Source organism: Amycolatopsis sp. VS8301801F10, from assembly GCF_046195355.1.
Classification (GTDB): domain Bacteria; phylum Actinomycetota; class Actinomycetes; order Mycobacteriales; family Pseudonocardiaceae; genus Amycolatopsis.
In genome coordinates, this window is sequence record NZ_CP176065.1 from 7,193,483 (window position 1) to 7,220,476 (window position 26,994).

Genomic DNA, 26,994 nt, shown 5'->3' on the forward strand with positions numbered 1-26,994 from the left:
GCTGCGCGACCCGCCTCGGCCAGCGAACTCGACGCACCCCGGAAGCTGTCCCGTTGTCGGCCTTCTCAAACCCTCGGCGGGATGACAAGCTGCTCACCAGCCGGTCGTCTTCGGACCGGCTCGCACGATGACAACGTTGTCAGCCCTGGAGGTAGCGCGTCCATGTGGTCGCAGAAGAGACGGGTGGCCGCGGTCGCGGCGGCGGGGTTCGCGGCGGCCGGGCTGGTGGCCGGCACGCCGGCGAGCGCGGTCGCGGCGGCGGATCCGGTGTCGCTGGTCAACCCGTTCGTCGGCACGCAGAACTTCGGCAACACCTTCCCCGGAGCCAGCGCTCCCTTCGGCATGGTCCAGGTCAGCCCGGACACCGGCGGCCAAGGCGGCTACGACTACCAGCAGAACGCGATCTACGGCTTCAGCCAGACCCACCTCTCCGGCGTCGGCTGCGGGGTGATGGGCGAACTGCCGGTCATGCCGACCACCGGGGCCGTCGATTCCGTCGACAAGAACTCCTACAAATCCGAGTACCGCCACGACGACGAGAAGGCCGAACCCGGCTACTACCGCGTCGGGCTGAAGAAATACGGCGTCGACGCCGAGCTCACCGCTACCCCGCGCACCGGCTGGCAGCGCTACACCTTCCCGTCGACCGGCCAGGCCAACGTGCTGTTCAACACCGGCCAGGCGAATCAGTCCGTGAAGGATTCCGAGATCCACGTCGTCGGCGACCGGACCCTCGAGGGTCGCGTGCGCGCGGGCGGTTTCTGCGCCGGGCACGACGAGCACACCGTCTACTTCACCGCCACTTTCGACCGTCCGTTCGCCTCCTACGGCACCTGGCGCGGCAGCACCCGCACCGCGGGCAGCCGCGACGCTGCGGGCATCGGCGGCAATGGCGCGTGGGTCAGCTTCGACGCCAGCGCGGACCACGATGTCGTCCTGAAGGTGGGGCTTTCCTACACCGGTCTGGCTGGCGCGCGGGACAACCTGGCGAAGGAAACCAGCGACAGCTACGACTTCGACGCCACCCGCGCCGCGTTGCGCAAGCAGTGGGCGGACCGGCTCGGTGCGATCAAGATCAGCGGCGGCACCACCGAACGGCAGACCGCCTTCTACACCTCGCTCTATCACGCGCAGCTGCACCCCAACCTGGCTGGCGACCTCAACGGCGACTACGCGGGTTTCGACGGCAAAGTCCACCGCGCCAACGGCTACACGCCGTATCAGAACTTCTCGCTTTGGGACACTTATCGCCCGCAGAACCAGCTGCTCGAAATGCTGGAACCGCAGGTAGCCCGGGACGTCGCGCTGTCCGTGCTGGCGATCGGCCGCGACGGCGGCTGGCTGCCGAGATGGGCGCTGGCGGGCAGCGAAACCAACATCATGACCGGCGACCCGGTGACGCCGTTCCTCGTCGAAGCGTGGTCGAAGGGCCTGCTGGCCGGGCATGAGGACGAGGCGTACGCGCTGCTCAAGAAGAACGCGACCAGTACGCCACCCGCCGATTCGCCGTACAACGGCCGCTCCGGCGTGAAGTACTACAACGACCGCGGCTACCTCCCGAGCGGACTCACGCTCGGCAAGGACTGCGCGGCCAAGGGCGGCGACAACGACTGCGAGCACCCGACGTCGGCGACCATGGAGTACTCCGCCGCCGACGCCGCGCTCGCGTTGATGGCCAAGGGCTTGGGCCACCAATCCGACGCGCGCATGTTCGCCGACCGCGGCCAGTGGTACCGCAACGTGTGGAACGCCGCCGACAAGCAGTTCCGGCCGCGCACCGCCGACGGCACCTGGCTCACGCCGTACGACCCGGTCGACGCCGACCATCAGTTCCACGAAGGCGGCGCCTACCAGTACCAATGGCTGGTCCCGCAGGACCCGGCCGGGCTCACCGAGCTGATGGGCGGCAGGCAGGCGACCGAAAAGCGGCTCGATTCCTTCTTCGCTTACGACAACCTGCTCAAGGACCCGGCGGGCACCGCGCGCAAGGACTGGATCGCCAGCCCGTACGACTACTACGCCAAGGCCACCTACAACCCCAACAACGAACCCGACCTGCTTTCCCCGTATATGTACAACTGGGTCGGCGCGCCGGCGAAGACCGCGACCGTCGTCCGCGCCGCGATGACGCTGTTCACCACCGGACCGGACGGCATGACCGGCAACGACGACCTCGGCACGATGTCCGCCTGGTACGTCTTCTCCTCGCTCGGCCTCTACCCGACGATGAGCGGCGCGAACTTCCTCGCCGTGTCCAGCCCGCAGTTCGCCTCGGCGACTGTCCGGATCGGACAGTACGAAGGCCGGCAAGGCGGCACGCTCGCCATCACCGCGCCGGGCGCGAGCGACACGAACCGTTACGTGCAAAGCGTTTCCCTCAACAGGCGCGACATCCGGCAGACCTGGCTCGACTGGTCCGCGGTCGCGCACGGCGGCGATCTCGCCTACCAGGTCGATGCGACACCGTCCCGCTGGGGCACGCAGCCGGGCACGGAACCGCCGTCGGTGAACAAGGCGGCCGGCGATCTCCGTCGGCACGTGGACGCGACGCTGCGGCCGAGTTCCGTTGTGCTGCCTCAGCAATCTTCACCGCAGACAGTCCACTTGAGCCTGGACGTGCTGGGCCAGAATCCCGGGACCCAGCCGGTCTTCGTGACCTCGTCGGCACCGTCTGGCTGGCGGGTGCAGACCGAACCGTTGCAGCTGTTGTGGTCCTTCCGGCTGCCGACCCAGAAGACCGCACCGGTGACCATGACCGTTCCGGCGAACACCCCAGTCGGCACGTATTCGGTGCAGCTCAAGGTATCCGGGCCGGGAGCGAATACCGTCACCCGCACCGCGAGCATCGAAGTCCGGGAACCGACGGTGTGCGCGGCGACCTCCGGAACCCAGTGCGCGGTCGATCTCAGCCACGACCGCAACCACGACGGGACCGCGACCGTCGCGGCTTCCACGGAGGGCAACTTCGACGGCAGCGGCTGGAGTTACGACGCTGACCTGCTGCCGCCAGCCGGAACCTTCGTCCACAATGGAGTCACCTATGCGGTGCCAGACCCCACCGGCACCGCGGCGAACTTCGTGGAAGCACGCGGGCAATCACTGCTGCTGCCCGCCGGAAAGCACCAGGCGGTGCGGCTGATCGGCTCATCGCACAACGGGCCGGTGTCCACGTCGCTGACCGTGCACTACAGCGACGGATCCAGCGCGGATCTCCCGGTGACGTTCGGCGACTGGGCCGGTTCGACGCCGTCCGGCACGACCGTCGTGCTCGACCTGCCGCACCGCATCAAAGCGGGCAGCGGGGTCGACGGTCCGCCGGTGCGGCTGTTCGGTCTCGCAGCCACAGTGGACGGAAGCAAGACCGTCCAGTCGGTGAGCCTGCCGAACGACCCGCGCGTCCAGCTCTACGCCATTACGCTGGCCTGAGCCCGGCCGGGTTCGCCGGATCCCTCCCCTAGTCCGGCGAACCCGGCCATCCCCCCTTCTTCCCCCAGAAATCTCAGGCGGCCGCGGGCACCGCCGCGACCCGGCCCATCGCCTCGGCGTAACAGGCCTCGAACGCGTCCAAAGTGGACTCCAGCGCGTGCCCGGCGATCAGCTTGCCGCTCGCCGCCCCCATCCGCGCCCCCGTCGCCGGATCCGCGGCGACCGCGTGCAGCCGCTCGGCCAGCTGCCCCACGTTGCCCGGCTCGAACAACCAGCCGTTGTACCCCGGACGGCACAGGTGCGGCAGCGCCATCGCGTCCGCCACCACCACCGGCTTGCCCGCCGCCATCGCCTCCATCGTCGCGAGGCTCTGCAATTCGGCGACGCCCGGCATGCAGAAGAGGTCCGCGGCCGCGTAGGCGTCCAGCAAGTCCTCTTCGGACACGAACCCGCGGAACCGGACCCGGTCCGCGATTCCGAGTTCGCCGGCCAGCTTTTCCCAGTCCGCCCGGCACGAACCGTCGCCGATGATCTCCGCGCGCAGCCGGGGTACGAGCGCGACCGCGCGCAGCAGCTCGTCGACGCGCTTTTCTTCGTCCAGCCGCCCCACGAACAAGACCGTCGGATCGCCGGAGGATCGAGGCACCGTGCGCGACCGGTAGCGAGCGATGTCGATTCCGCATGACACTGGGATCGCACGCTTCGGGAAACCGTTGTCGTGCAACAGTTCCACCGCCCTAGGCGTCGGCGCGGTGACCACGCGGGCCGTCGAGAAGACGCGCGTCAGGTCGCGCCAGGCCCACCGCGAAGCCGCGCCGCGCAGCCACGTCGGCACTCGCACGTGACCGAACAGGTTCTCCGGCATGAAATGGTTCGTCGCCACGCCTGGGACACCCATCGCCGCGGCGTGCTTCAGCACGTACCGGCCGACCACGAAATGCGCCTGGACGTGCACCAAGTCGGGCTGCAGCTCCTCCAGCAGCGCAGCGACGTCCTTGCTCACCTCCCAGGGCAGGCCGATCCGGAAGGTCCGGTGGAAGGGGGTGCGGTGCGACCGGACGCGGTGCACCACGACGTCGCCGTCTCTTTCGGTGCGCGCCGGGCCCTCCGGGTCGACGCTGAGCACGTGGACCTCGTGGCCCCGGCCGGCGAGCCCGGTGGCGAGCCGGTGCGCGAACTGCGCCGCGCCGTTGACGTCCGGCGGATAGGTTTCGGCGGCGACCACGATGCGCAAAGCCCGGTCGTCGTTCACAGGGTGCTCCGATCTGGTGGAGTGGACGGAAGAAGAGCTGCTGCGGCTCAGCACCGCGACGCCGCCGACCGCCAGCACAGCCGCGGTCAGCGCGACCGCGGTCGCCGCAGCGTCGAGGCGGGTGGCTTCCCCCAGCACCCCGGCGCCGAGGCCCACCGCGACCAGCGGATCCACGACAGTCAGGCAAGCGACGGCGAGATGCGGCGGGCCGCACCGGTAAGACAACTGCACGAGCCAGCCGCCGACCAGCAGCGCGGTCACCATCGCGGCGACGGACACCGCGGTGCCGAAGTCGACGGTTCCCTCGCGGATCTCGAGGGAAACGGCTCGCATCAATACCGAGACGAAGCCGTAGGCAGCGCCGCCGGCCGCGCCGAAACAAAGTCCGCGGATCGACGGACGCGAAGCGAGCGCGCCGATCAGCGTCAGCAGCGCCACGGCCCCCAGCACCAGCAAGGCTGCCCGCAATTGCGCGTCGGCCCCGACCTCGGTGCTCGTGGTGCTGCCCGCGGCGACGGTCACGAACGTGCCGACGCCGAGCATGGTGACCGCGACGGCGGGCAGCTCCCGCCGCCTCCGGTCGAGAATCGCGGTGATCGCCACGGCGATGACCCCGACCGGCTGCACGACGGTCAGCGGAGCCATCCCCAGTGCCACCGCGTGCACGCCCGCCCCGGCGCCGAGCAGCCCAAGGCCGCCGAGCCAGCGCGGCGCCCGGATCAGTTCGCGCAGCCGCGGCCGGCCGGACAGGCTGTTGACGACGCCGTGCTGCAAAAGTGCGCCGGTGGCAAAGAAAACCGCGCCGAGCACGGCTAGCGCGATGGCGAGAATCGTCATGAGGCCACCTCGGCTCGCGCCATCGCGGCGACGGCGAAAAGCTGTGCGTAGAGCAGGGCGTACAGCACGCGCTCGAACAACCCCAGGAACTCGGGCACGGACTGCTCCAGCAATGGCGCGTGGGCCAGCAAAAAGGCGAGCGAAGCGGCGCCGGAGGCCAGCGAAAGCCAGCGCACCGCCTTCGCTTCCGGTTGGCGGCGTGCCAGCAACCATCCCGCCAGCGGCAGGCACACGAACATCGCCGCGCCCGCGTATCGGTGCACCGCACCGGAAAACGACGTCTCCGCGCCGGTCGGATCAGTCGGGAAGAACGTCGCGAGGACCAATCCGGCCGCCCACAACGCGATCAGCACCGATTCCGGGCTTCGGCTCGGCAAGCCCTGTTTGAGCAGCGCGTGCCGGACCGCGAGCGACGCTCCGGCCAGCCCGAGCGAGGCCGCCGCCAGCAGCACCGCTCCGCCGGGAGGGAAGACGTAATCGCTGATGACGTCGCGAACCGGGTCGATCGTGCCCGCCGCGACCAGATGCAGCAGAAGGATCGGCACCAGCGAAAAAGCCAGCGCGCCGACGGCGATCGCGGGCGCCGCCGCCCTGGCTTTCCGCGTTATGAGGGTCACATCGCTCAGCATGCTGGCGGCCGCGACTGCCCGGCATCGGGGAACACCCTGAGATGCACCCCGGGAATCCGCGGCCGCTCCCGGGGCTTCTCAAGCCCGAATGGTCCCGACGCGCGCCTCCGGGCGGCCGTCGGCGAGGTCGGACAAATCACCCTGACGCGCCGCTGAATAGGACGTTATACACCAGTGAGGCGCGCGTCGATCTTACTGTCCTTTGTGGACTTGGCGGGTCCCTCACCCGGGTGGATGTCAGCGCGGGCGAACCGGGCCGCGAGCCGCCGCCCCCGCCCTGCTGACGGCGCGAAACCGCGCCGTCGCTCGGCGCGTTCGCCGGGGTGCGCCCCGGTTGCCGCCGCCCCGGCCCCGTGTTCAGATCCCGGCGAACCCAGCCGAAGGAGCGCAATTCCCATGCAGAGGGCACTCGTCAAGGCGGTCGTCGGGGCCGCAGCCGTCGTCGCGCTGGTCAGCGCGTGCGGGTCGGGCGGATCGAACGACTCGTCCGGATCCGGAGCGTCCGGGCAGAACACCGCCCAGTCCAGCGCGGCCGCGCAGCCCAGCGGAGCCAACCAGTCCGGCGACGCCGGGCAGAACGGCGCGTCCGGGCAGAACGGCGCGTCGGGGGAAAACGGAGCCCCCGGGCAGGGCGGCCCGGCCGCGCAGGCGGTCACCGCCGCGATCCAGCAGGCGTCGCAGGCCTCGCCGATCAAGTTCGAGCCGGAGAAGGCGGAACTGACCGGCCCGGCCAAGGAAGGCCTCGCCGCGATCGCGAAAGCCATGCAGGGCAACGACGTCAAGCTGAAGGTCGTGACCCACGCCGGCTACCCGGACGCGGAGAAGGCGAAGAAGCTTTCCGAGGAGCGCGCGCAGGCGATCTCGAGCGCGCTCGAGGCCGACGGCGTGGCCAAGGACCGCATCCAGAGCGAGCCGAGCGGCAACGAAAAGGCGCAGGGCGACCAGGCGTTGGACACGCAGCTCAGCGTCGCTTCGTGACCCGGTCCCCGTCTCCCCGCCGGCATTACCTGGTCGGGCCGAGCGGCTATCCGAACTTCGGCGACGAACTGATCGCCGCGGCCTGGATCCGCCGCTTGGCCCGCACCGAACCGGACTCCGAAGTCTGGCTCGACACGCATTCGCCCGGGCCCGCGCAGCATTTGCTCGGCGATCTGCACCCGCGTTTGCGCTGCACCGACACCTTGTGGCGGCTGTGCGGCGAAGCACCGTCGGACGATCCGTGGGAAGTCGCGTCCTGGGTGCGAGCCGCGGTGCACGACCCCGGCCGGGCGCCGCGCTGGGACGCGGGCATCGAATTGCTCGGGCACCTCGACGTCGTGCATCTGCTCGGCGGCGGCTATGTCAACGCGTTGTGGCCCCGGCACCTGGGACTGGTCGCCGGGGCGGCCGCGGCCGCGCAGCGTTCCGGAGCCCGTTCGGCGATGACCGGACAGGGTTTCGTCCCGTTCCCGGCGAGCGCGGCCGTGCTGTTGCGCGCGCTCGCTGAGCGGTTCGACGTCGTTGACGTCCGCGACGATCCGTCCGCCGAACTCCTGCACGGTGTCGCGGGCGTCGAACGGTCTTGCGACGATGTTTTCCTCGACCCGCATCCGCCGACCACGCCCACGTCGCGGGAGTTCGTCCTGTGCGTGCAATCGGACATCGGCGCCGAGCGGCCGTCCGCGCTCGCCGCGCAGGTGCTCGACTTGGTGCGCGAGTGGCGGCTTCCGCCGGGCGAACTCGCTGTGGTGGAAGGGATTCCTCGCGTCGACCGCGAGGTTTTCGCGTTGCTGGAACCCGAATTGCCCGGCGCGGAGTTCCACCCGTTCCGCGACGTCTGGCGCCGCGGCCTTCCGCTCGCGCCCGGACAGACGTGGATCTCCAGCCGGTTCCACCTGCACCTGGTCGCCGCCGCGGCGGGTGCGACCGGGGTGGCGATCGACGTTTCTCCGGAGTACTACACCACGAAACACCGGAGCCTCCTCGAACTCGGTTCAGGATGGACACTCGTTGCCGCCGGCGCCGAGAAGCCGCCGGAACGCCCTGCCGGCAACGGTTTTCCCGCGCACGTCCTGCACCACTGCGCGAACTTGAAGCGCTCGGTCGCCGAAGCCGTGTACGGGCCGGAATTGCCCAAGACCCGCACCCGGTGGCCTCGGCTCAGTTGAGCGCGTTGCGGCTCTGGTCAGCCAGCGCGCCGAGCCCGATGCACAGCGCACCCGCGAGGAACAGCAGCGAAACGCCCCAGGTCGCGTGGGTCGCGGACGCTTCCACGATCGCGAGCGCGGCCAGCGGCGCGAGTCCGCCGGACACCGCTCCCCCGACCTCGCGGCCGGTGCCGAGGCCGGTCGAACGGACTTCGGCCGGGAATTGCTTGGCCAGGAACGCTCCCTGCGCCGACAGCATCGCCGGGACCACGATGCCGGTCGCGAAGACCAGGCCGAGCCAGATGTACCAGTTGACCCCGGTGTCGAGCAGCCAGAAGAACGGGAACGCCAGCAACCCGGTCGCCACCGCGCCGGCGACCACGACCTTCTTCGCGCCGATCCGGTCGCTGATCCACCCGGCGATCGGCACCGTCACGATCGCCGTCCCGCTCGCGATGCTGATCCCCAGCGCGCCGACATTCGCCGGCACGCCGCGGAAATTCGTCAGATAGGCCAGCGAAAACGTCTTGAACACATAGCTGACGCCGTTGTAGCCGATGGTGATCACCATGACCACCGCGAGCGCGCGCCAGTCGCTGCGGAACAGCTTCACCAGCGGCCGGTTCGCCCAGCCGCGCGGCCGGTTTTTCTTGCTGCGCACCAGGTTCTCGAACTCCGGGGTCTCCGGGACCCGGCGGCGCACCCACAGTCCGACGCCGACGAGCAGGAAGCTGGCCAGGAACGGGATCCGCCAGCCGAAGCCGTGCAGGAACTCCTTGTCCAAAGTGGTCAGTCCGGCGACGGCGAGCGAGGAGACGAGCAGCCCGACATTCACGCCCAGCGCGGGCCACGAACCCTGCCGGCCGCGTTTGCGCGGATCGGCGTGCTCGTAGGCGACCGCGATCGCGCCGCCGAATTCCGCCCCGGCGCCGAGTCCTTGCAGCAGCCGCAGCACCACGAGCAGCACCGGCGCGAGAAGCCCGGCGCTCGCGTAGCCGGGCAGCAAGCCGATCCCGGCCGAGGACACGCCCATCAGCACGAACGTCCAGGACAGCACCTTTTTGCGGCCGATCCGGTCGCCGAGCGCGCCGAACACGATGCCGCCGACCGGCCGGGCCAGGAAGCCGACCGCGAACGTCGCGACCGAGGCCATGGTCGCCGCGGCGTCGTTGCCGGGCGGGAAGAACACGTGGCCGAAGACCAGCGCGGCCATCGAGGCGTAGAGGTAGAAGTCGAACCACTCGAGCGCGGAGCCGACGATCACCGCCACCCCGACTCCGCGCGGGGCTTTCCGGGTCGTTCCGACGCTGTCGTCCACAACACTGGGCATGGTCCTGCTCTCCGGAACTGGGGCACGGGCGAGCGGAAGCCAGCCTGCGCGCGCCATTGCGTGCGTATTTGGGAACGCTTGATGCGTATATCCGGATGCTAAGAGACCGCGAACACACCGGTCAAGGGGCTTCGGGAATTCGGGCTCAGCCCTGGCGCGCGGCTTCCCAGCGCTTCACGACCGCCGCCGTGACGCCGGCCAGCGCGTCGCCGATCTCCGGCAGCCGTCCGGAAATCCGCGGGGTCGGACCCGCCACCGCGATCGCCGCGACGACCTCTCCGTCGACCAGGATCGGCCGGGCCGCCGCGCTCACGTCGGGCAGCGTTTCGCCGCGGTTGAGCGCGACTCCCTTCGCCCGCACAGTGTCGAGTTCGTCCATCGCCGCCCGCACGCGCTCGTCGTCCGGGAGCACCGACTTCAGGTACGCCTCGCGCCGGCGAGCCGACCAGTACGCGAGGAAGATCTTGCCCGCGCTCGGCGGGTACAGCGGCCGCCGGGTGCGCAGCGGCGCGGAGTAGCGGATCGGCTGCTCGGACTCGACCGCGTCCACGTAGATCAGCGAATCCCCGACCGCGGCGCCGAGCATCACGGTTTCCCCGAACCGGCGGCGCAGCTCCTCCAGCGCGGGCCGGGCCGCGGTCGCGATGCCGGGCAGGCCGCCGGTGAGCAGGTTCCCCAGTGCCGGACCGAGCCGGTAGGCGCCGTCCGCCTCGATCAGGTATCCGGTCGACACCAGCCCCTTGACCAGGCCGAACACCGAGGATTTCGGCGCGTCGAGGGCGACCGCCAGCTCGTGCAGCCGCATTCCGGGCTGCCGCGCGACGCACTCCAGGATGCTGGTGACGCGGCCGACCGTCCGGTGCGCCTTGGCCGTCGACTCGGTCATGCCAGCCTCCCCTGCGTTCGTATCTGCGAACCCTATCGCGCCGATCGCCCGGAACGGCGCTTGACCCGAACCGCGTGCCGCCTTACGTTGGTCGTATATCCGAACTTAGCGTTCTCATATACGCACGATGGAGAGCAGCACTGTGGACTTCCAGCTGAGCCAAGACCAGGAGGACATCCGGCGCGCCGTGCGCGAGCTGGCCGCCCGGTTCCCCGACGAGTACTGGGCCGAACGCGACGAACGGGCCGAGTTCCCGCGCGAGTTCTACGACGCGTTCGCCTCGGCGGGCTGGCTCGGCATGGCGATCCCGGAGCAGTACGGCGGCGGCGGGCTCGGCATCCTCGAAGCCGCGCTGCTGCTGGAGGAAGTGGCCGCGTCCGGGGCCGGGATGAACGGGTGCAGCACGATGCACCTGACCATCTTCGGGCTGAACACGATCGTCAAGCACGGCAGCGAGGAAATGCGCCGGGAGATCCTGCCCGGCGCGGTCGACGGTTCGCTGCACGTCTGCTTCGGCGTGACCGAACCGGACGCGGGCACCGACACCACGCGGATTTCCACCTTCGCCCGCCGCGACGGCGATTCCTACGTGGTGCACGGCCGGAAGGTCTGGATCACCAAGGCAGGCCAGTCGCAGAAAATGGTGCTGATCGCCCGCACCACCCCCCGCGACGAGGTGGAGAAGCCGACCGACGGCATGTCCCTGTTCGTCGTGGACATCGAATCCGACGCGGTGCAGCTGCGCGCGATCCCCAAGCTCGGCCGCAACGCGGTGTCGTCCTACGAGGTGCTGATCGACGGGCTGCGGGTGCCGGAATCGGCACGCGTCGGCGAGGAGGGCAAGGGCTTCCGGTACCTGCTCGACGGGCTCAACCCGGAACGCATCCTGCTCGCGCACGAGGCGCTCGGCATCGGCCGGGCCGCGCTGCGAAGGGCCGTGCGCTACGCCGGGGAACGGCAGGTGTTCGGCCGGCCGATCGGGCAGAACCAGGGTCTGGCGTTCCCGCTCGCCGAGGCCGCGACCCGGCTCGACGCGGCGGAGCTGATGGCCCGCAACGCCGCCTGGCGTTACGACCGCGGGATGTCCTGCGGCAAGGAGGCGAACATGGCGAAATGGCTGTGCGCGGACGCCGGGTTCCAGGCCGCCGACCAGGCGATCCAGACCCACGGCGGGATGGGCTACGCACGGGAGTACCACGTGGAGCGGTACTTCCGGGAGGCGCGGCTGCTGCGGCTCGCGCCGATCAGCCAGGAAATGGTGCTGAACTACGTGTCCCAGCACGTGCTCGGGCTGCCGAGGTCGTACTGATGGGCGCGCTCGACGGGCTGCGGGTGCTGGACCTTTCGCGGGTGCTGGCCGGGCCGTACTGCACGCAGATGCTGGCCGACCACGGCGCCGAGGTGGTCAAGGTCGAATCGCCTTCGGGAGACGAGACGCGGGGCTGGGGCCCGCCGTTCCTGTCCGAGGGGACGAGTGCGTACTACGCGAATCTCAACCGGGGCAAGAAGAACATCGTGCTGGACCTGTCCGGTCCGGACGGCCGCGAACTGCTCGGCACCTTGCTCGCCGGGGCGGACGTGGTGGTGGAGAACTTCAAGGCGGGCACGCTCGCGCGCTGGGGCTGGCCGGACGAGACGATCCGGGCGGAGCACCCGGCGCTGATCCACTGCCGGATCACCGGTTTCGGCACTGACGGGCCGCTCGGCGGGCTCCCCGGGTACGACGCGGTGCTGCAGGCGTACGGCGGGCTGATGAGCGTGAACGGCGAGGCCGACGGGCCGCCGCTGCGGATCGGGGTGCCGGTGGTCGACGTGGTGACCGGCGTGCTCGGGTTTTCCGGGATCCTGCTGGCGCTGCACGAACGGGAGCGGTCCGGGCTCGGGCAGCTGGTGGATTGCTCCTTGCTGGACACCGTGATCAGTCTGCTGCATCCGCATTCCGCGGCGTGGCTCGCCGACGGCGCGGTGCCGCAGCGGACTGGTTCGGCGCATCCGTCGATCGCGCCCTACGAGACTTTTTCGACGGCGGACGGACCTTTCTTCGTCGGGGCGGGGAACAACCGGCAGTTCGCCGCGCTGGTCGACGTGCTCGGCGCGCCCGGGCTGGCTTCCGACCCTCGGTTCGCTTGCAATGCCGACCGGGTCGCCAATGTCGGTGCGCTGCGCGCTGAGTTGAGTGTCCTGATCGGACAGTACAACCGGGACACTTTGGCTGAACTGCTGCTGGCCAAGGGGGTTCCGGCGTCCCCGGTGCACGACATCGCGGAGGCGATGAACGCTCCGCAGGTGCGGCATCGGGAAATGGTCGTCGAGCGGGACGGGTACCGCGGCGTCGGGGTGCCGGTGAAGCTCGGCCGGACGCCGGGCCGGGCCGCCGAGCCGCCGCGGCCGCCGGGGGCGGACACGCGGGAGGTGCTGGCGGCGGCGGGGCTGAGCGACGAGGAGGTAGCGGGGGCGCTGGCGAGGGGGGCGGCGCATACGCGGCTGCCGTAGGTGGGTCGTGAGTGTTTATCCCGGTTCTAACCGGGATAAACACTCACAACCCCTCACCGCCAGGGCCGCACCGGCGTCCCCCGCCACCGGGTGCGCGCCGGCACCGTCTCCCCCGCCATCACCAGCGAACCCGGGCCCACCGTCGCCCCCTCGGAAATCCCGCTCCCCGGCAGCTGGAACGCACGCGGCCCGAGGGTCGCGCCGGCACCGAGGCGGACCGGGTCGAGGCGCATGACCCGGTCGTGGAACAGGTGCGTTTGCAGCACGCAGCCGCGGTTCACCACGGCGCCGTCGCCAAGGTGGACGAGGTCCGTTTCCGGCAGCCAGTAGCTTTCGCACCAGACGCCGCGGCCGATGCGGGCGCCGAGGGTCCGCAGCCACCAGTTCAGCACCGGCGTGCCGAGGAAGGACCCGGCGAACCACGGGACCGCGAGCGTCTCCACGAAGGTGTCGTACAGCTCGTTCCGCCACACGAACGCGCTCCACAGCGGATGCCGCCCCGGCCGGAATCGGCCGACCAGCGTCCATTTCGCCAGCGTCGTGAGCAGCGCGGCGGCGAGACCGGCCGCCACGAACACCACCGGCGCGAGAGCGGCGGCGAGCCAGAAGCCGTCGGCGAGGTCCACTCCGGTCAGTACCGCGGTCACGGCCAGCCCGAGCAGGCCCGCGACGAGCAGCGGCGCGATCCGGCAGGATTCGACCAATGCCCGCGCCAGCTTCAACCGGCGCGGCGGCGCGAACGTGCGGGCGGGGTCGGCGGCGTCGGCAGTCCGCCGCAGCTCCAACGCGGGGCGGCCGAGCCAGGACGTGCCGTCGGGCACCTCCGCCGGAGTGTCGGACAGGACGCCGACGAGCGCCCCGGCCCCGAGCGTCCGGTCCGGGCCGACGACGGCGGAGTTGCCGACGAACGCGCGTTCTCCGACCTCCGAGACGCCCAGCCGGACCCAGCCGCGGTCCACTTCGTACGGTGCGGCGAGGACGTCGTCGGCGAGGAAAGCCCCGTCTCGCACCCGAAGCAGCGACGGCAGGCTGAGCACAGTGGACAGTTCGGCGCCGCGGCCGATCCGGGCGCCCAGCAGCCGCATCCAGACCGGGGTCGCGAGCGCGGCGTAGAGCGGGAACAGCTGCCGCCGGGCGATGTCCAGCAGTTCGTGCACGAACCAGGCCGCCCAGCCCGCCCGGCTGTGCACCGGGTGGATGCCAGGCCGGATCGCCAGGCTGGCCAGCCGTACGAGCAGGACGATCGTCACCGCGTACAGGACGATTCCGGCGAAGACGAGCAACGGCGTCCACGGCAGGAGCGCCAATGCGGCACCGCGCGGATCGTCCGCCGTCGGGACCAGCAGCAGCGCGACCGCGACCAGCGGAAGCGCGGACACGAACAGGAACGCCGACCGCACCGTGCCGCCGAGCGCGAAGGCCAGCGAGTACCGCTTCGCCCGCGGTGCCGGCTCGGCCGGCCGGGAAGGGCGGTCTCCCGAAGGCCCGGCCGGGGAACCGCCCCAGACCGCGCCGTCCGGCACGCGGGTGTCGAGCGTCGAGCCGGGCAGCAGCACCGACCCGACCCCGAGGTCCGTGCCCGGCAGCAGCGTGCTGCGGCCGCCGACCCGCGCCCCGGCGCCGACCCGGACGCGGCCGATCCGCAGCAGCGGACCGTCCAGCCACCATCCGGCGAGGTCCGCCTCGGGCTCGATCGCGCATCCGTCGCCGAAGTCCGCGAGGCCGCTGACCGGCGGCGGCGAATGCAGATCGGCGGCGCGGCCGACCCGATTGCCGAGCAGCCGGGCATACGGCGCGGCGAGCGGCGTGCCGGCGACCCCGGGCGGGCCGACGACGGCGGCGAACCGTTCGGCCGTCCAGAGTCGCAAGTGGACAATGCCGCCGCGGCGGTACTCCCCCGGCGCGAGCTTTCCGCGCAGCACTCGCACGCCGCCCGCGGCGAGCAGCATCCGGCCCGGCGGGCTCAGCAACGCCAGCCACGCGGGCACGAGAATCCACCACGACATCCGCGGCAGCCACTGCACCGGCAGCACGAGTGCGACCAGCGAACCGAGCAGCGACACCGAAAGCAGCCAGCGCATTCCGGACAGCGCCAGCAAAACCAGCTGCACCCCGGCCTGCCACCAGCCGCTGCCGCGCACCGGAGCGACGCGCGGCTCTTCCGCCGCGACGGTTTCGACCGGCGCTCCGGCGAGGCGTTCGTACAGCTCCCGCGGCGTCGGGCAGGAGTACACCTCGGACACTGCCGCGTTCGGATACCGTTCGCGCAGCACGGAAACGAGCCGCGCGGCAGTCACGCTCGAGCCGCCCAGGTCGAAGAAGTCGTCGTCCGGCCCGGCCGCGGTGCCGAGGTGTTCGCTCCACACCCGCAGCAGCCAGGCCAGCTTCGGATCGGACGGTGCCACCGGCGCGGCGGCCGGTTCCTCCAGCGGCCACGGCAGCGCGTCGCGGTCGAGCTTGCCCGACGCGCGCACCGGCAGGTCCGGCACCAACGCGAGCCTCGGCACTAAGGCCGCAGGCAACCGGTCCCGCAGGCGACTGCGCGCGGCGGCGCGGTCGAGGTCAGCGCCCTCCGGCACGACGTAACCCACCAGTACCTGCGCGCCGCTGTCCGTCCGGCGCACCACCGTCGCCGCTGCGGCGACGCCGGGCAACGCCCGCAGCGCCGCGTCGATCTCGCCCAGCTCGACGCGCCGTCCGCCGATCTTGACCTGACCGTCCGCGCGGCCGACGAACTCCAGCCCTTCCGGCACCGCGCGCACCAGGTCGCCGCTGCGGTACGCGCGGCTCCAGCCGAGACCCGGCAGCGGCACGAACTTCTGCGCGTCCTTCGCCGCGTCGAGGTACCGCGCGAGCCCGGCGCCGCCGATCACCAGCTCGCCGCTGCGGCCCCACGGCACCGGGATGCCCGCCGGGTCCTCCGGGTCGACGACCGCGAGTTCCCAGCCGTGGAGCGGCAGCCCGATCCGCACCGGCTCGCCCGCGCGCAGCCGTTGCGCGCACGCGACGACGGTGGTTTCCGTTGGGCCGTAAGTGTTCCAGATCTCCCGTTCGCCGTCGTCGAAGCGCGTCACGACCTCCGGCGGGCAGGCTTCGCCGCCGAGGATGAGCAGCCGGACGCCGGCCAGAGCGTCCACCGGCCACAGCGCGGCGAGCGTCGGCACGGTCGACACGACCGTGACACCGCGCTCGGCCAGCCACGGCCCGAGGTCCGCACCCGCGCGGACCAGCGAGCGCGGAGCCGGGACCAGACACGCGCCGTGCCGCCACGCCAGCCACATCTCCTCGCACGACGCGTCGAACGCGACGCTCAGCCCGGCCAGCACGCGATCGCCCGGACCGAGTGGCCGCGCGGTGCAGAACAACCGGGCTTCGGCGTCCACAAAGGCCGCGGCCGCGCGATGCGTGACGGCGACGCCCTTGGGTTTGCCGGTGGAGCCGGAGGTGAAGATGATCCACGCGTCGTCCTGCGGCTGCGGACGGACCCGCGGCCACTGCGGTCCGCGCGGCCGCCGCACGCCCGCGTCGCTCAGCACCAGGTTGACCTGGGCTTCCGTCCACACGGTTTCGGCGCGGTCGGCCGGATCGTCGGCGTCGACCGGAACGTAGGCCGCGCCGGCGGAAAGAACGGCGAGAATGCCGCGGTAGAGCGCCGCGGTGCCGGAAGTCATCCGGATGCCGACCCGGTCGCCCGGCTTCACCCCGGCGGCACGGAGGCGTCCGCCGAGTTCTTCGACCTGCGCGGCGAACTCGCGATACGTCGCCCGCTCGATTCCGTCGTCCAGCGCGAGCGCATTCGGGTGCTTGCGCACTGTTTCGGCGAAAATGTCGTAAAGCGTGCGCGCGGCGGGCGCCGGGCCCGCGCGGTAAACCGCCGTCGCCTCTTCGGCGAGCCTCTCGGGCGCGACCGCGCGCGCCCGATCCGCGTCCAGCGTCACGGGGAAACCTCTTTCCAGGAGAACAGGAGTCACGAAACCGGACTGGTGCCACTCAACAATGGGCGGCGTGAGGCCGGGTTGAAGCAGCAGTGCCGTTCCCAGGCACTGAAATCGGAACAAGAACAGATATCGGGCAATCCCCCGGCCGCTGCTGTGCGGCTCGGCACGCGATTCCGGACATTAGCGGACGCAGTGCCGCCGCGGTCGCTCGGCGGAGGCAATTTAGGAATTCGTTCTCAACGGGTTCACAGGAACGTTGTGCTTCTCCCGTTCACCGCACGCAGGGCACCCCGCCTCCGGACAATTCGTCGGCGGGAGACTCCGGGGCGACCGGGACCGGGTCCACCTGGTCGGCCGTTTCCCGGAAGTCGGCGCCGAGCACCAGCTTCAGCTCCCCCGCGGCCAGCGCGCCGTCGTAGGACACGGCGTACCCGCCGCCGAGCGCGGCCACGAGTTTCGCCGCCGACGCGGAATCCCCGCGCCCGTACCGGACCACGGTGCGGTGCGTGTGCCGCGCGTTGGACGTGCGCCCGGCGCGGTACCCCCGCGACGGGAGCGTCTTCAGCACCCGGGCGGCAGCGCCCTCCCGGCCGCTCGCGTTCACCACGTCCACCGCCGGCCCGGCCGTCGCGGCGGGCGGCGGCGGGACCGTCCGGCCGAGCAGCCGGGCGGCGGCGGCGCGGATTTTCACCGGGTCGACAATATCGACGTCTTCGCCGCGCGCGTCTTTTTCGAACCTTTCGACCGGAAGCGACGCCAACGTCAGATCCCCGCCGGCGAACGATTCCGCCTGCCGCGCCAGTGCGTTGAGATCGAGCCCGGAATCGACCGCGACGTTCTCCCGCGCGACCGAAACCAGCTGCCCGAGTTTCACCGGGTCCCCGAACACCCGTCCTTCTTTCAGCTGATGCGCCACCGAAACGAGAAACGCTTGCTGCCGCCGTTCCCGGTCCAGGTCGGTGAACTCGCGCCGCGGATCGCTTCGTTGCCGCACGAAGGCGAGCGCCTGCGCCGCGGAAATCCGCTGCTGCCCGGCCGGGAAATCCGCTCCGGAGAAACTGTCGTGCGTCGCGTCGGCCAAACACACCGTGATCGGCTGCACGACCTGGGCGAGCTGGAAAAACGCGACCAGGCTGACTTCGACGAAATGGTCCACCGCGACTCCGCCGAGGAACTGGCGCACCGTCGCGACTTCCGCCGCGCGGCCGGCGTCCCGGGCCCGCTGTTCGCGAGCCGCCTTCTCGGTAACGCCTTGCGCGGCAAGACGCTTGGACTCCGCCGCGAACGCGTGCCCGTAAGCCTCCTTGATCCGGCCCTGGCACACCCCGTCCGGACACCCCGCGAGGTCGGTGTAGTCGTCGCGCGGAATCGAGATGACCGTCGGATGTCCCCCGTCGGCCGGAACGTGCAGCAGCATCAGCACGTCGGTGTGGTATCCGCCGGCGTGCTGGTCCCCCGCGTGCAGCTGGTCGTACAGCTCGGCGGGCAGCGGTTCGCCCCGCTCGTCGAGCCGCGAATCGAGTCCCATGACGAGGATGTTCGTGTCCCCGCCCGGCCGGGCCTGCCCGTCGAGCGCGGTGGACGCCGACGTGCCGGACAGCAGCGCGCGCAGTTCGGCCCACCCGTAGGCGGCCCCGCCCAGCAGGACCGCGACCAGCGCGACCACGCCGATCCGCTCGGCCCAATGCCCGTTCGCGCGCTCCATCGCTCACCGCTCCTCCCTCCGGCGCACCCGGTCTACTCCGGGGAAGCTGTGAGAGCGATGAGAGACCACGGCCCGCCGAGGCCGACCGGGCCGCCGCGCGCCGAGAGTCACACTGTGGAGGGTCAGCGCCGCCGTTCGCGAAGGTCGCCCGGCCGGACGCCGACCAGCAGCACCACGACGGCGAGCAGGATGATGCCCGCGCTGATCTGCAGCCCCAGCGACAGGCTCCCGGTCGAGGACTCGATGAACCCGAGCAACGACGGCGAAGCGGCGGCGGCGAACGAGCCCATCGACGTCACGACCGCGATCCCGGTGGCCGCGGCCCGGTCGGTCAGGTAGATCGACGGGATGGAATAGAACACCGTCAGCCCCGAGTAGTGCGCGGCCGCCATCACGGCGAGCAGGAGGACGACGACCACGACGTCGCCGCCGGACACCGAGATCGCCAGCATCGCGAACACCGCGACGATCCAGCTCGTCGCCGCGTGCCAGCGCCGCTCGAGGGTGCGGTCGGAATGCCGGCCGACCAGCAGCATCACCACGATGCCGAGCAGCGGCGGGATCGCCGAGAAGAACCCGAGGTTCAGGACGTTGCCGACGCCGGCGTTGGCGATGATCCGCGGCGTCCAGTACGAGACGGCGTTCGCCAGCGTGTACGCGCCGCACGCGCAGAGCCCGAGAATCCAGACCTTCGGATCGCGCAGGGCGAGCAGCAGGCCGCTGTGTTTCCGCTTCGCCGGGCCCTTGTCCCGCAGGTCCGCGTCGAGGTCGGCGCGCACGGCCGCCTTCTGCTCCGGGGTCAGCCACTTCGCCTGCTCCGGGCTGTCGGTGACGAAGAGCAGCACGAGCGCGGCCAGCAGGATCGGCGGAATGCCCTCGATCAGGAACAGCCACTGCCAGTCCGCGAGCCCGCCGGCGCCGCCGAGCGAGTGCATGATCCAGCCCGACATCACCGAACCGAGCGCGCCGGACACCGGGATGCCGATGAAGAACACCGCCGTCATCCGCGTGCGCCGAGACGACGGGAACCACAGCGACAGCAGGTACAGCGCACCCGGGAAGAACCCGGCTTCGGCGACGCCGAGCAGGAACCGCGCGGCGTAGAACATGATCTCGTTCTGCACGAACAGGGTCACCACGGTCAGCACGCCCCAGGTCGCCATGATGCGAGCGAGAGTTTTGCGCGCGCCGATCCGGGCGAGCAGAGCGTTGCTCGGGACTTCGAAGAGGATGAAGCCGACGAAGAACAGCGTGACACCGAGCCCGTACACCGCGGGGCCGAAGCCGAGGTCCCGTTTCAGGCCTTGCTGCGCGATCCCGATGTTGGTGCGGTCGATGTAGCTCACGACGTAACACAGCACCAGCAGCGGCATGACGCGCCGGGCGATCGTGCGATAGGTCGCTTTGCGGTCGACAGCGGCGACTGCCGGAGCGCCGGTGACAGCGGATGGTTCGGCCACGGCTGAGACTCCTTCGTCCGGATCGGGCGAGTGGCAGTCTCCGCATCAAGTGTTGAGTTTGTCAACACCCAGCGGGCAGCGGCTACGATGTCCGGCCATGGCCGAACGCGCAGACGGACACGACCTGGTCCCCATCTCCGGACTGCTGTCCTACCGGCTCTCGCGCACGTCGTCGGCGATGTCGCGCAGCGCCGCGGTGCGCTACCGGCGCGACTTCGACGTGAGCCTCGGCGAATGGCGCGCGATCGCGCTCATCGCGGCCGACCCGACGCTCACCCTCAACCGGCTCGCCCGCCGCGCCGGACTCGACAAAGCGCAGATGAGCCGCGTCGTCAGCAGGCTGACCGACCGCGGGCTGGTGAACCGCACGGCCGGGTCCGGGCGCACGTCGCAGCTGGCCCTGACCGCCGAGGGCACCCGGGTGTACCGCGGCCTGATCACCGCCGCCAACGAGCGCGACGCGGACTTCCTCGCCGTGCTCACCGCCGAGGAGGCGCGGGTGCTGGACCGCGCGCTGGACAAGCTGGCCGAGCACGCGCTGGCCGTCGAGGAGAGTGAGCGGGCTCACCCGGCCGCCGAGTAGTGTTGACTTTATCAACACCCTCGCGTACTTCTGGACCCACCGACGAGGAGGTGGGCCCAGGATGTCCGACGCCGTCACGCTCTGCGAGTGCTTCGCCCGCGACGGGCTGCAGCACGAGCCGGAGCCCGTGCCGACCGCGACGAAGATCGCGCTGCTGAACTCCTTCGCGCGCACCGGTTTCCGCCGGATCGAGGCGACCAGCTACAGCCATCCCGCGCGGGTGCCCGGGTTCTCCGACGCCTCCGAGGTGCTCGCCGGGATCGACCGCCGCCCCGGCGTCGCGTTCAAGGCGACCTGCCCGAATCCGCGTGCGGTCGAACGCGCGCTCGCCGACCTCGAAGCCGGGCACGGCGCGGAAGAACTGAGCCTGCTGGTGTCGGCGACCGAAGCGCACACCGAACGGAACCTGCGCACCACGCGGGCCGGGCAGTGGGAGCGCGTGACCGAGATGGTCCAGCTCGCCGGCGGTCGGTTTCGCCTGGTCGGAGTGGTTTCGGTGGCGTTCGGCTGTCCGTTCGAGGGCAGGGTCGACCCGGGCCGGGTGGCCGAAGACGTCGCGCGGTTCGCGGACCTCGGCGCGAGCCTGGTGACGTTGGGCGACACGACCGGCGTCGCGACTCCCGGTTCGGTGCGCGCGCTGTACACCCGGCTGTCGCGGGAAAACCCGGACCTGCCGCTGGTCGCGCATCTGCACAACACGCGCGGGACCGGGATCGCCAACGCCGTCGCCGCGCTGGAAGCCGGGTGCCGGCATTTCGATTCGGCGATGGGCGGCGTCGGCGGGCATCCGGCGAAGATCGGCTACGGGGCCGGGCTGACCGGCAATGTGTGCACAGAGGACCTGGCCAGCCTGTTCGCCGCGATGGGCGTCGAAACCGGCCTCGATCTCGACCAGCTCGCCGCGGCGTCCGCGGCCTGCGAAGAAGCGCTCGGCCGCCCGCTGCACAGCATGGTCGCCCGCGCCGGCTTCGCGTCCGCCTGACCTTTCTTGGGGAGAAACCTGTGCTGCTGACCGAAAATCACGACGCCGTCCGCGTCCTCACGTTGAACCGGCCGGACAAACTCAACGCGTTGGACACCGCGCTCACCCGCGCGCTCGACATCGCATTGGCCGAAGCCGGGCGGGATCCCAGTGTCCGCGCCGTCGTTTTGACCGGGGCCGGTCGCGGGTTCTGCGCCGGGGCCGATCTGAACGAGTTCTCGTCGCTCACGCCGGACCAGCCGGAGGCCGTTCTCGAACGCGCCGCGCTCACTGCCCGGCTGCAGACGCGCATGCAGCGACTGCCGGTCCCGGTCGTCAGCGCGGTGCGCGGGGCGGCGGTCGGCGGCGGCGCCGGGCTGGCGATCGGGGCGGACCTGGTGGTGGCCGGGTCGGATCTGAAGTTCGGCTATCCCGAGCTGAAGCATTCGATCGTGCCGGCGCTGGTGATGACCGGGCTGGTCCGGCATCTGGGCCGCAAGCTGGCGTTCGAGCTGGTCAGCACCGGGCGGCTGCTCACCGCGGCCGAAGCCTTGTCTTATGGGTTGGTGAACCAGGTGGTCGAGCCTGCCGAGATCGTGCCCGCCGCGCTCGCCGTCGCGCAGCGCTGGGCCGCGGTCGAACCGCGCGCGCTCGCCGCCGCCAAGGACCTTTTCTACCGCGTCGCGGACCTGCCGACGGAGGCTGCGATGCGCGCCGGCCAGGACGTCAACGCCTTGATGCGCGGGTTCCGCTCATGACCGGCCCGCTCGCCGGGATCACGGTGCTGGACCTTTCCCGGGTCCTCGCCGCGCCGCTGGCCACGCAGATCCTCGCCGAACTCGGCGCGACCGTGATCAAGGTCGAACGCCCCGGCTCCGGCGACGAAACCCGCGGCTTCGAACCGCGGTTGCCGCACGGCGAAAGCGCGTACTTCTTCGCCTTCAACCGTGGCAAGCGATCGGTCACTGTGGACTTGAAGGACCCACGCGGCCGGGATGTGGTCCGGAAACTGGCCGCCCGCGCCGACGTCGTGGTGGAGAACTTCCTGCCCGGCACGCTCGATCGGCTCGGCCTCGGGTACGCCGAACTGTCCGCGGCCCATCCCGGCCTCGTGCTGGTGTCCGCGACCGGATTCGGCCAGACCGGACCAGACGCGCACCGCAAGGGCTACGACACGGTGTTCCAAGCCTTGTCCGGGGTGATGGCGATGACCGGCGATCCCGCCGGCCCGCCCGCGAAAACCGGGGTGCCGGTGGCGGACCTGACGTCCGGACTGTGGGTGGTGATCGCCGTGCTGACCGGGCTGGCCGGGCGTTCGTCCGACGGGCGCGGCCGGCACCTCGACGTCGCGATGATGGACGTCCAGCTCAGCCTGCACGCCCTCAACGCCGCGCGGCTGTTCGCGCTCGGCGAGGACCCCGTCCGCACCGGGACCGAACACCCGGGCCGGGTGCCGTCGGCGGCGTTCCAGGCCGGGGACGGCGAATGGCTGCACATCAGCGGCAGCGACCAGCATTGGCAGCCGCTGTGCGCTGTGCTCGGACTGTCCACTTTGGCCGCTGACCCTTCGCTGCGGCACAACGCGGGCCGCGTCGAACACCGCGCGCGCGTGATGAAGGCGCTGCGCGGGGCGATCGCCCAGCACGACCGGGATCAGCTGGTGAAAGAACTGCAGGCAGCTGAGATACCAGCTGGAGGCGTACGTTCGGTCCGCGAGGCGCTGGCCGATCCGCACGCCGTCGCGCGGGGTGTCGTCGGGGAGTTCACGCATCCCGTCGAAGGCACGTTCCCAGCGCTGCGCACGCCGTTGCGCGAGACTGCCGGGGAGGCTCCGGCGCTGGGAACGCCACCGGTGCTCGGAGCGGACACGGACGCCGTGCTGCGGGACCTGGCGGGCCTGTCGGACAACGAGATCGAGGGCCTGCGGGCCGCGGGAGTGCTCTGATGAACGAACGCGTGACGCTGGACGTCACCGACGGAATCGCCCGCGTCGAACTGGCCCGGCCGTCGGCGCGCAATGCCGTGGACCTCGCGATGTGCCACGCGCTGAAGGAAGCCTTCGACGCCGTTGACATCTCAGACGCCCGGGTTGTGCTGCTCAGCGGCGCCGGTCCGGTTTTCTGCGCCGGGGCCGATCTGAAGGAACGGACCGGCAAGGACGCCGCCTGGGTCCGCCGCCGCCGAGTCGCGTCCTTCGCGGCTTATGCGGCGATCGAGGCGTGCCGCTGCCCCGTGGTCGCGTTGGTGCACGGAACCGTCGTCGGGTCCGGCGGCGAGATCACCCTCGCCGCCGACTTCGCCCTCGCCGCCTCGGGCACCGTTTTCCGCTTCCCTGAACCGCATTGGGGCACCGTCGGCGCGACGCAACGGCTTCAGCGAGCCATCGGCAAACGCCGGGCCAAGGAACTGTTGTTCACCAACACGCCGTTGTCCGCTGCCGAAGCCGCGTCGCTCGGCTTGGTCAACCGCGTCGTCCCCGACCTCACCGCCGCCGGAGCCGAGGTGGCCGCCGCTATCGCCGCCGCCCCGCCCGGCGCGATCGCCCTGACCAAACGCGCGGTGGACCTGGGTTCGGAAACCGACTTGGACCGCGGAATCCGGATCGAAATGTCCGCCATCGAACAGAACCTCGCCGACGGCAGCTGGCGCGACGGCGTCGCCCGGTTCACTGGAGAGCCCCGATGACCGACCTGCGCACCGCCTGCCCGCTCACTGTCCAAGACGCCCTCGCCCGGGCCGCGCTCCTGGCCCCCGACGTCGAAGCCGTCGTCACCGCCGACGCCCGGATCACCTACCGGGAACTGGCTCTTCAGGTTTCCCGGGTACGCGGGGCGCTGGCCGCTTCCGGGATCGTCCGGGGTTCGCGAGTCGGGCTCTGCCTGGGCAATACTCCCGAGTGGGTCACGCTTTTCCTGGCCCTGGGTTCGCTGGGCGCGCTCGTCGTCCCGGTGAACACCCGCTTCACCGCCGACGAGGTGCATTACACTTTGTCGCACGCCGGGGTCAGCACTCTGTTCGCCGCCGAGCGCGTCCTGAACGTGAACTTCCCCGAAATGTTCGCCGAGGCAGGCATCGAACCCGGCTGCACTTCCCTTCCGTCGCTGGAACGGGTCATCATCCTGGGCCAAGACAGCTGGACCGATTTCCTGGCCGCCGGTTCTCCCGCCGAACCCGTTGCGACGCCGGACGATCTCCTTCTCGTGCAATACACTTCCGGCACGACTTCGCGGCCCAAAGGCGTCCTGTTGACCCACCGCAGCATGTGCGCCGACGCTTTCTTTTCCGGTGCCCGCATGGGTTTGCGCCCCGGCGACCGATTCCATTCCGCTCGCCCGTTCTTCCACGTCGCCGGAAGCACCCTGTCAGTGTTGTCCTCTTTGCAACACGCCACCACCCTGGTGACGATGCCGAAATTCGAACCAGCGGAAGCGTTGCGCTTGCTGGAAACCGAACGTTGCACCCACTTCTCCGGCAACGACACCATCGCCCTGCTCCTGCTCAACCACCCCGACCGCCCGCGCCGCCGCCTTTCCCTGCGCGGCGCCTGGGTCGCCGCCTCTCCCACTGTCGTCCGTCGCGTCATCGACGAACTGGGCGCGCGCGAATGCGTTGCCGGGTATGGACTTTCCGAAGCTTCCCCGAATGTTGCCCAATCCGCCTGGTGGGAACCGGAGGAAATCCGTGCCTCGGGAGCCATGGCCCCCGAACCAGGAGTGGAAATCCGCATCCGGTCCTTGGACGACACCCGCGACTGTGCCCCCGGCGAACCCGGTTCGGTGCTGGTCCGGGGATGGAACGTCATGCAAGGCTATCTGGACGACCCCGTGCGCACCGCCGAAACCATCGACGCCGACGGCTGGCTGTCCACCGGAGACGTCGGCCTGCTGGACGATTCGGGCCGGTTCCATTTCACCGGGCGCACCAAGGAAATCATCCGCGTGGGCGGGGAAAACGTGGCCCCCGCGGATGTCGAAGACGTGCTGCACCGGCACCCCTCGGTACGCCAGGCCGCCGTCGTCGGAGTCCCCGACGAACGCTTGATCGAAGTACCCTTCGCCTTTGTCGTCCTGACCTCGCCCGGAATTTCGGAAGAAGACCTGCTTGCGTGGGCGAAAGAGCGTTTGGCAGGCTTCAAAGTCCCGCGATACCTGCGCATTGTGGACGGCTTCGAGTCGATCGGCATGACCGCCAGCGCCAAGGTGCAGAAAACCCGTCTGGCCCGCCATGCCCGGGCTCTGCTGGAGAACTCATGACCCGCCTGCGCACTTCCGTCACCGATTTGCTGGGCGTGGACCTGCCCATCATCCAAGCCGGGATGTCGTGGGCCTCGTCCTCCTCGGCGCTCCCCTTGGCGGTGTCGAACGCCGGAGGTCTGGGTGTCGTCGCCGCCGGGCCGATGCGCTTGCCCGACCTCGCGCGGGTACTGGACGAAATGGCCGCCGGAACCGACCGTCCGTGGGCGGTGAACCTGCCGCTCTACCGCGCTGGCGCCGACGAGGTGATCGACCTCCTGCTCGCGCGCCGCCCTCCCGTGCTGATCGCCTCCCAAGGCGGCCCACGCCGGTATCTCGAGCGATTCCACGCCGTCGGAACCCGATGCCTGCACGTTGTCGCGGGTGTCTCGCATGCGTTGAAGGCCGCTGCCGCCGGTGTCGACGGTTTGGTGGCAGTCGGTGCCGAGGCAGGCGGACATCCGCCGCCCGGAATGGTCACCACGCAGGTTCTGGTCCGTGCCGTGGTCTCGGCCGTGCCTTCGCTCCCCGTGATCGCCTCCGGCGGGGTTGCCGACGGCGCCGGTCTGGCCGCGATGCTGTCCTTGGGCGCCGGTGCAGCCCAATTCGGAACCCGGTTCCTGGCGAGTTCCGAGGCGACCGTGCATCCGTCGTACCAGGAGGCGGTTCTCGCCGCCGGAGTCGACGACACGCGGACGGTGGGCCACGGGCTGGGAGTGATCCGGGCGCTGGCGAACGACTTCACCGCGCGGATGGAGGAACTGGAGACTTCCGGCGCGGAGGAGTCTTTGCGGCGCAAGGTTTTTCAGGCTTCCTCGCTGAAGGACGCGGCACTGCACGGCGATGTCGTTACGGGAAAGGTGGAGGCGGGCCAGTCGGCCGGTCTGATCACGGAAGTCCTTCCGGCAGCGGAGATCGTCTCGCGGATCACGAAGGAGTACACGGCGGCGATACGGCAGTTGCCTCGGTTGTGATTGCGCAGGTGAGCCAACCGGTCGAGGAGATCGGCCGAAACTCCGGCTGGACCGGCGGAATCCGCCAAGGCTGGACTGGACCGAGGTCGAACAGGCCGTCGGCATCAGATTCCCCGACGACTACCAGGCCCTGCTGTCCCGCTTCTTCCGCAACGCGGTGAA

At 70.6% G+C, this 26,994-nt stretch carries 19 protein-coding genes; 12 read left to right on the forward strand and 7 right to left on the reverse strand.

The features are described from left to right. The first annotated feature begins 162 nt into the window (after positions 1-162). Positions 163-3,426, forward strand: coding sequence for a GH92 family glycosyl hydrolase (locus F9C11_RS33020; RefSeq protein ID WP_409181274.1), 3,264 nt, complete (start codon positions 163-165; stop codon positions 3,424-3,426). Positions 3,427-3,499: 73 nt separating this feature from the next. On the opposite strand, the gene F9C11_RS33025 is transcribed toward F9C11_RS33020, so the two are convergent. After that, on the reverse strand, positions 3,500-5,515 hold the full coding sequence (locus tag F9C11_RS33025; RefSeq protein ID WP_409181275.1) for a glycosyltransferase: 2,016 nt from the start codon (positions 5,513-5,515) through the stop codon (positions 3,500-3,502). Beyond that, entirely contained in the window at positions 5,512-6,132 is a 621-nt protein-coding gene (locus tag F9C11_RS33030) for a DUF998 domain-containing protein (protein ID WP_409181276.1), read from the reverse strand. The genes F9C11_RS33025 and F9C11_RS33030 overlap by 4 nt, the downstream gene beginning before the upstream one ends. A 408-nt stretch (positions 6,133-6,540) precedes the next feature. On the opposite strand from F9C11_RS33030, the gene F9C11_RS33035 reads away from it, so the two are divergent. After that, positions 6,541-7,122 carry an OmpA family protein gene (locus tag F9C11_RS33035; protein WP_409181277.1) on the forward strand — a complete coding sequence of 194 codons (582 nt, stop codon included), beginning with the start codon at positions 6,541-6,543 and terminating at the stop codon, positions 7,120-7,122. Then, positions 7,119-8,291 (forward strand): polysaccharide pyruvyl transferase family protein, encoded by a 1,173-nt coding sequence (locus tag F9C11_RS33040; protein WP_409181278.1) that lies wholly within the window; start codon positions 7,119-7,121, stop codon positions 8,289-8,291. Before F9C11_RS33035 ends, F9C11_RS33040 begins: the two co-directional genes overlap by 4 nt. Here F9C11_RS33040 and F9C11_RS33045 read toward each other — a convergent pair. Together F9C11_RS33045 and F9C11_RS33050 are read right to left on the reverse strand one after the other, a co-directional pair. After that, a complete protein-coding gene (locus tag F9C11_RS33045; RefSeq protein ID WP_409181279.1) occupies positions 8,284-9,600 on the reverse strand; it encodes an MFS transporter in 1,317 nt (438 codons plus the stop codon). The two genes, F9C11_RS33040 and F9C11_RS33045, sit on opposite strands and share 8 nt — an antisense overlap. 145 nt (positions 9,601-9,745) lie before the next feature. Then, a complete protein-coding gene (locus F9C11_RS33050; protein WP_409181280.1) occupies positions 9,746-10,486 on the reverse strand; it encodes an IclR family transcriptional regulator in 741 nt (246 codons plus the stop codon). A 127-nt stretch (positions 10,487-10,613) separates the two neighbouring features. Here F9C11_RS33050 and F9C11_RS33055 point away from each other — a divergent pair, with 127 nt between their 5' ends. Together F9C11_RS33055 and F9C11_RS33060 are read left to right on the forward strand one after the other, a co-directional pair. Next, positions 10,614-11,795 carry an acyl-CoA dehydrogenase family protein gene (locus F9C11_RS33055; RefSeq protein WP_409181281.1) on the forward strand — a complete coding sequence of 394 codons (1,182 nt, stop codon included), beginning with the start codon at positions 10,614-10,616 and terminating at the stop codon, positions 11,793-11,795. Beyond that, positions 11,795-12,979, forward strand: coding sequence for a CaiB/BaiF CoA transferase family protein (locus F9C11_RS33060; RefSeq protein WP_409181282.1), 1,185 nt, complete (start codon positions 11,795-11,797; stop codon positions 12,977-12,979). The genes F9C11_RS33055 and F9C11_RS33060 overlap by 1 nt, the downstream gene beginning before the upstream one ends. Before the next feature lie 53 nt (positions 12,980-13,032). Here the strand turns inward: F9C11_RS33060 and F9C11_RS33065 are convergent, their stop codons facing one another. From F9C11_RS33065 to F9C11_RS33075, 3 genes are all read right to left on the reverse strand, one after another. Further along, the gene (locus tag F9C11_RS33065) at positions 13,033-16,917 is read right to left on the reverse strand and encodes a Pls/PosA family non-ribosomal peptide synthetase (protein ID WP_409181283.1); all 3,885 of its coding nucleotides are present in this window, start codon (positions 16,915-16,917) and stop codon (positions 13,033-13,035) included. 271 nt (positions 16,918-17,188) lie between these two features. Beyond that, positions 17,189-18,622: an LCP family protein gene (locus F9C11_RS33070; protein WP_409181284.1), complete on the reverse strand. Its 1,434-nt coding sequence runs from the start codon at positions 18,620-18,622 to the stop codon at positions 17,189-17,191. Positions 18,623-18,744: 122 nt separating this feature from the next. Continuing rightward, positions 18,745-20,082: an MFS transporter gene (locus tag F9C11_RS33075; protein ID WP_409181285.1), complete on the reverse strand. Its 1,338-nt coding sequence runs from the start codon at positions 20,080-20,082 to the stop codon at positions 18,745-18,747. 97 nt (positions 20,083-20,179) lie between these two features. On the opposite strand from F9C11_RS33075, the gene F9C11_RS33080 reads away from it, so the two are divergent. The 7 genes from F9C11_RS33080 (at position 20,180) to F9C11_RS33110 (ending at position 26,832) form a co-directional block, all read left to right on the forward strand. Continuing rightward, positions 20,180-20,665 (forward strand): MarR family winged helix-turn-helix transcriptional regulator, encoded by a 486-nt coding sequence (locus F9C11_RS33080; RefSeq protein ID WP_409181286.1) that lies wholly within the window; start codon positions 20,180-20,182, stop codon positions 20,663-20,665. A 61-nt stretch (positions 20,666-20,726) separates the two neighbouring features. Next, positions 20,727-21,647 (forward strand): hydroxymethylglutaryl-CoA lyase, encoded by a 921-nt coding sequence (locus F9C11_RS33085; protein ID WP_409181287.1) that lies wholly within the window; start codon positions 20,727-20,729, stop codon positions 21,645-21,647. 20 nt (positions 21,648-21,667) lie between these two features. Next, positions 21,668-22,384: an enoyl-CoA hydratase/isomerase family protein gene (locus tag F9C11_RS33090; protein WP_409181288.1), complete on the forward strand. Its 717-nt coding sequence runs from the start codon at positions 21,668-21,670 to the stop codon at positions 22,382-22,384. Beyond that, positions 22,381-23,571 carry a CaiB/BaiF CoA transferase family protein gene (locus tag F9C11_RS33095; RefSeq protein ID WP_409181289.1) on the forward strand — a complete coding sequence of 397 codons (1,191 nt, stop codon included), beginning with the start codon at positions 22,381-22,383 and terminating at the stop codon, positions 23,569-23,571. Before F9C11_RS33090 ends, F9C11_RS33095 begins: the two co-directional genes overlap by 4 nt. Continuing rightward, positions 23,571-24,311, forward strand: coding sequence for an enoyl-CoA hydratase/isomerase family protein (locus F9C11_RS33100; RefSeq protein ID WP_409181290.1), 741 nt, complete (start codon positions 23,571-23,573; stop codon positions 24,309-24,311). The genes F9C11_RS33095 and F9C11_RS33100 overlap by 1 nt, the downstream gene beginning before the upstream one ends. Continuing rightward, a complete protein-coding gene (locus tag F9C11_RS33105; RefSeq protein ID WP_409181291.1) occupies positions 24,308-25,879 on the forward strand; it encodes an AMP-binding protein in 1,572 nt (523 codons plus the stop codon). Before F9C11_RS33100 ends, F9C11_RS33105 begins: the two co-directional genes overlap by 4 nt. Further along, positions 25,876-26,832 (forward strand): NAD(P)H-dependent flavin oxidoreductase, encoded by a 957-nt coding sequence (locus F9C11_RS33110; protein ID WP_409181292.1) that lies wholly within the window; start codon positions 25,876-25,878, stop codon positions 26,830-26,832. Before F9C11_RS33105 ends, F9C11_RS33110 begins: the two co-directional genes overlap by 4 nt. Positions 26,833-26,994 lie beyond the last annotated feature (162 nt).

Excerpts from the sequence above, each read along its gene's own strand:
- F9C11_RS33100 (WP_409181290.1), top strand. The coding sequence starts at position 23,571 with ATGAACGAACGCGTGACGCTGGACGTCACCGACGGAATCGCCCGCGTC.
- F9C11_RS33080 (WP_409181286.1), top strand. The coding sequence starts at position 20,180 with ATGGCCGAACGCGCAGACGGACACGACCTGGTCCCCATCTCCGGACTG.
- F9C11_RS33020 (WP_409181274.1), top strand. The coding sequence starts at position 163 with ATGTGGTCGCAGAAGAGACGGGTGGCCGCGGTCGCGGCGGCGGGGTTC.
- F9C11_RS33035 (WP_409181277.1), top strand. The coding sequence starts at position 6,541 with ATGCAGAGGGCACTCGTCAAGGCGGTCGTCGGGGCCGCAGCCGTCGTC.
- F9C11_RS33110 (WP_409181292.1), top strand. The coding sequence starts at position 25,876 with ATGACCCGCCTGCGCACTTCCGTCACCGATTTGCTGGGCGTGGACCTG.
- F9C11_RS33055 (WP_409181281.1), top strand. The coding sequence starts at position 10,614 with ATGGAGAGCAGCACTGTGGACTTCCAGCTGAGCCAAGACCAGGAGGAC.
- F9C11_RS33105 (WP_409181291.1), top strand. The coding sequence starts at position 24,308 with ATGACCGACCTGCGCACCGCCTGCCCGCTCACTGTCCAAGACGCCCTC.
- F9C11_RS33025 (WP_409181275.1), bottom strand. The coding sequence starts at position 5,515 with ATGACGATTCTCGCCATCGCGCTAGCCGTGCTCGGCGCGGTTTTCTTT.
- F9C11_RS33060 (WP_409181282.1), top strand. The coding sequence starts at position 11,795 with ATGGGCGCGCTCGACGGGCTGCGGGTGCTGGACCTTTCGCGGGTGCTG.
- F9C11_RS33045 (WP_409181279.1), bottom strand. The coding sequence starts at position 9,600 with ATGCCCAGTGTTGTGGACGACAGCGTCGGAACGACCCGGAAAGCCCCG.
- F9C11_RS33085 (WP_409181287.1), top strand. The coding sequence starts at position 20,727 with ATGTCCGACGCCGTCACGCTCTGCGAGTGCTTCGCCCGCGACGGGCTG.
- F9C11_RS33095 (WP_409181289.1), top strand. The coding sequence starts at position 22,381 with ATGACCGGCCCGCTCGCCGGGATCACGGTGCTGGACCTTTCCCGGGTC.
- F9C11_RS33050 (WP_409181280.1), bottom strand. The coding sequence starts at position 10,486 with ATGACCGAGTCGACGGCCAAGGCGCACCGGACGGTCGGCCGCGTCACC.
- F9C11_RS33070 (WP_409181284.1), bottom strand. The coding sequence starts at position 18,622 with ATGGAGCGCGCGAACGGGCATTGGGCCGAGCGGATCGGCGTGGTCGCG.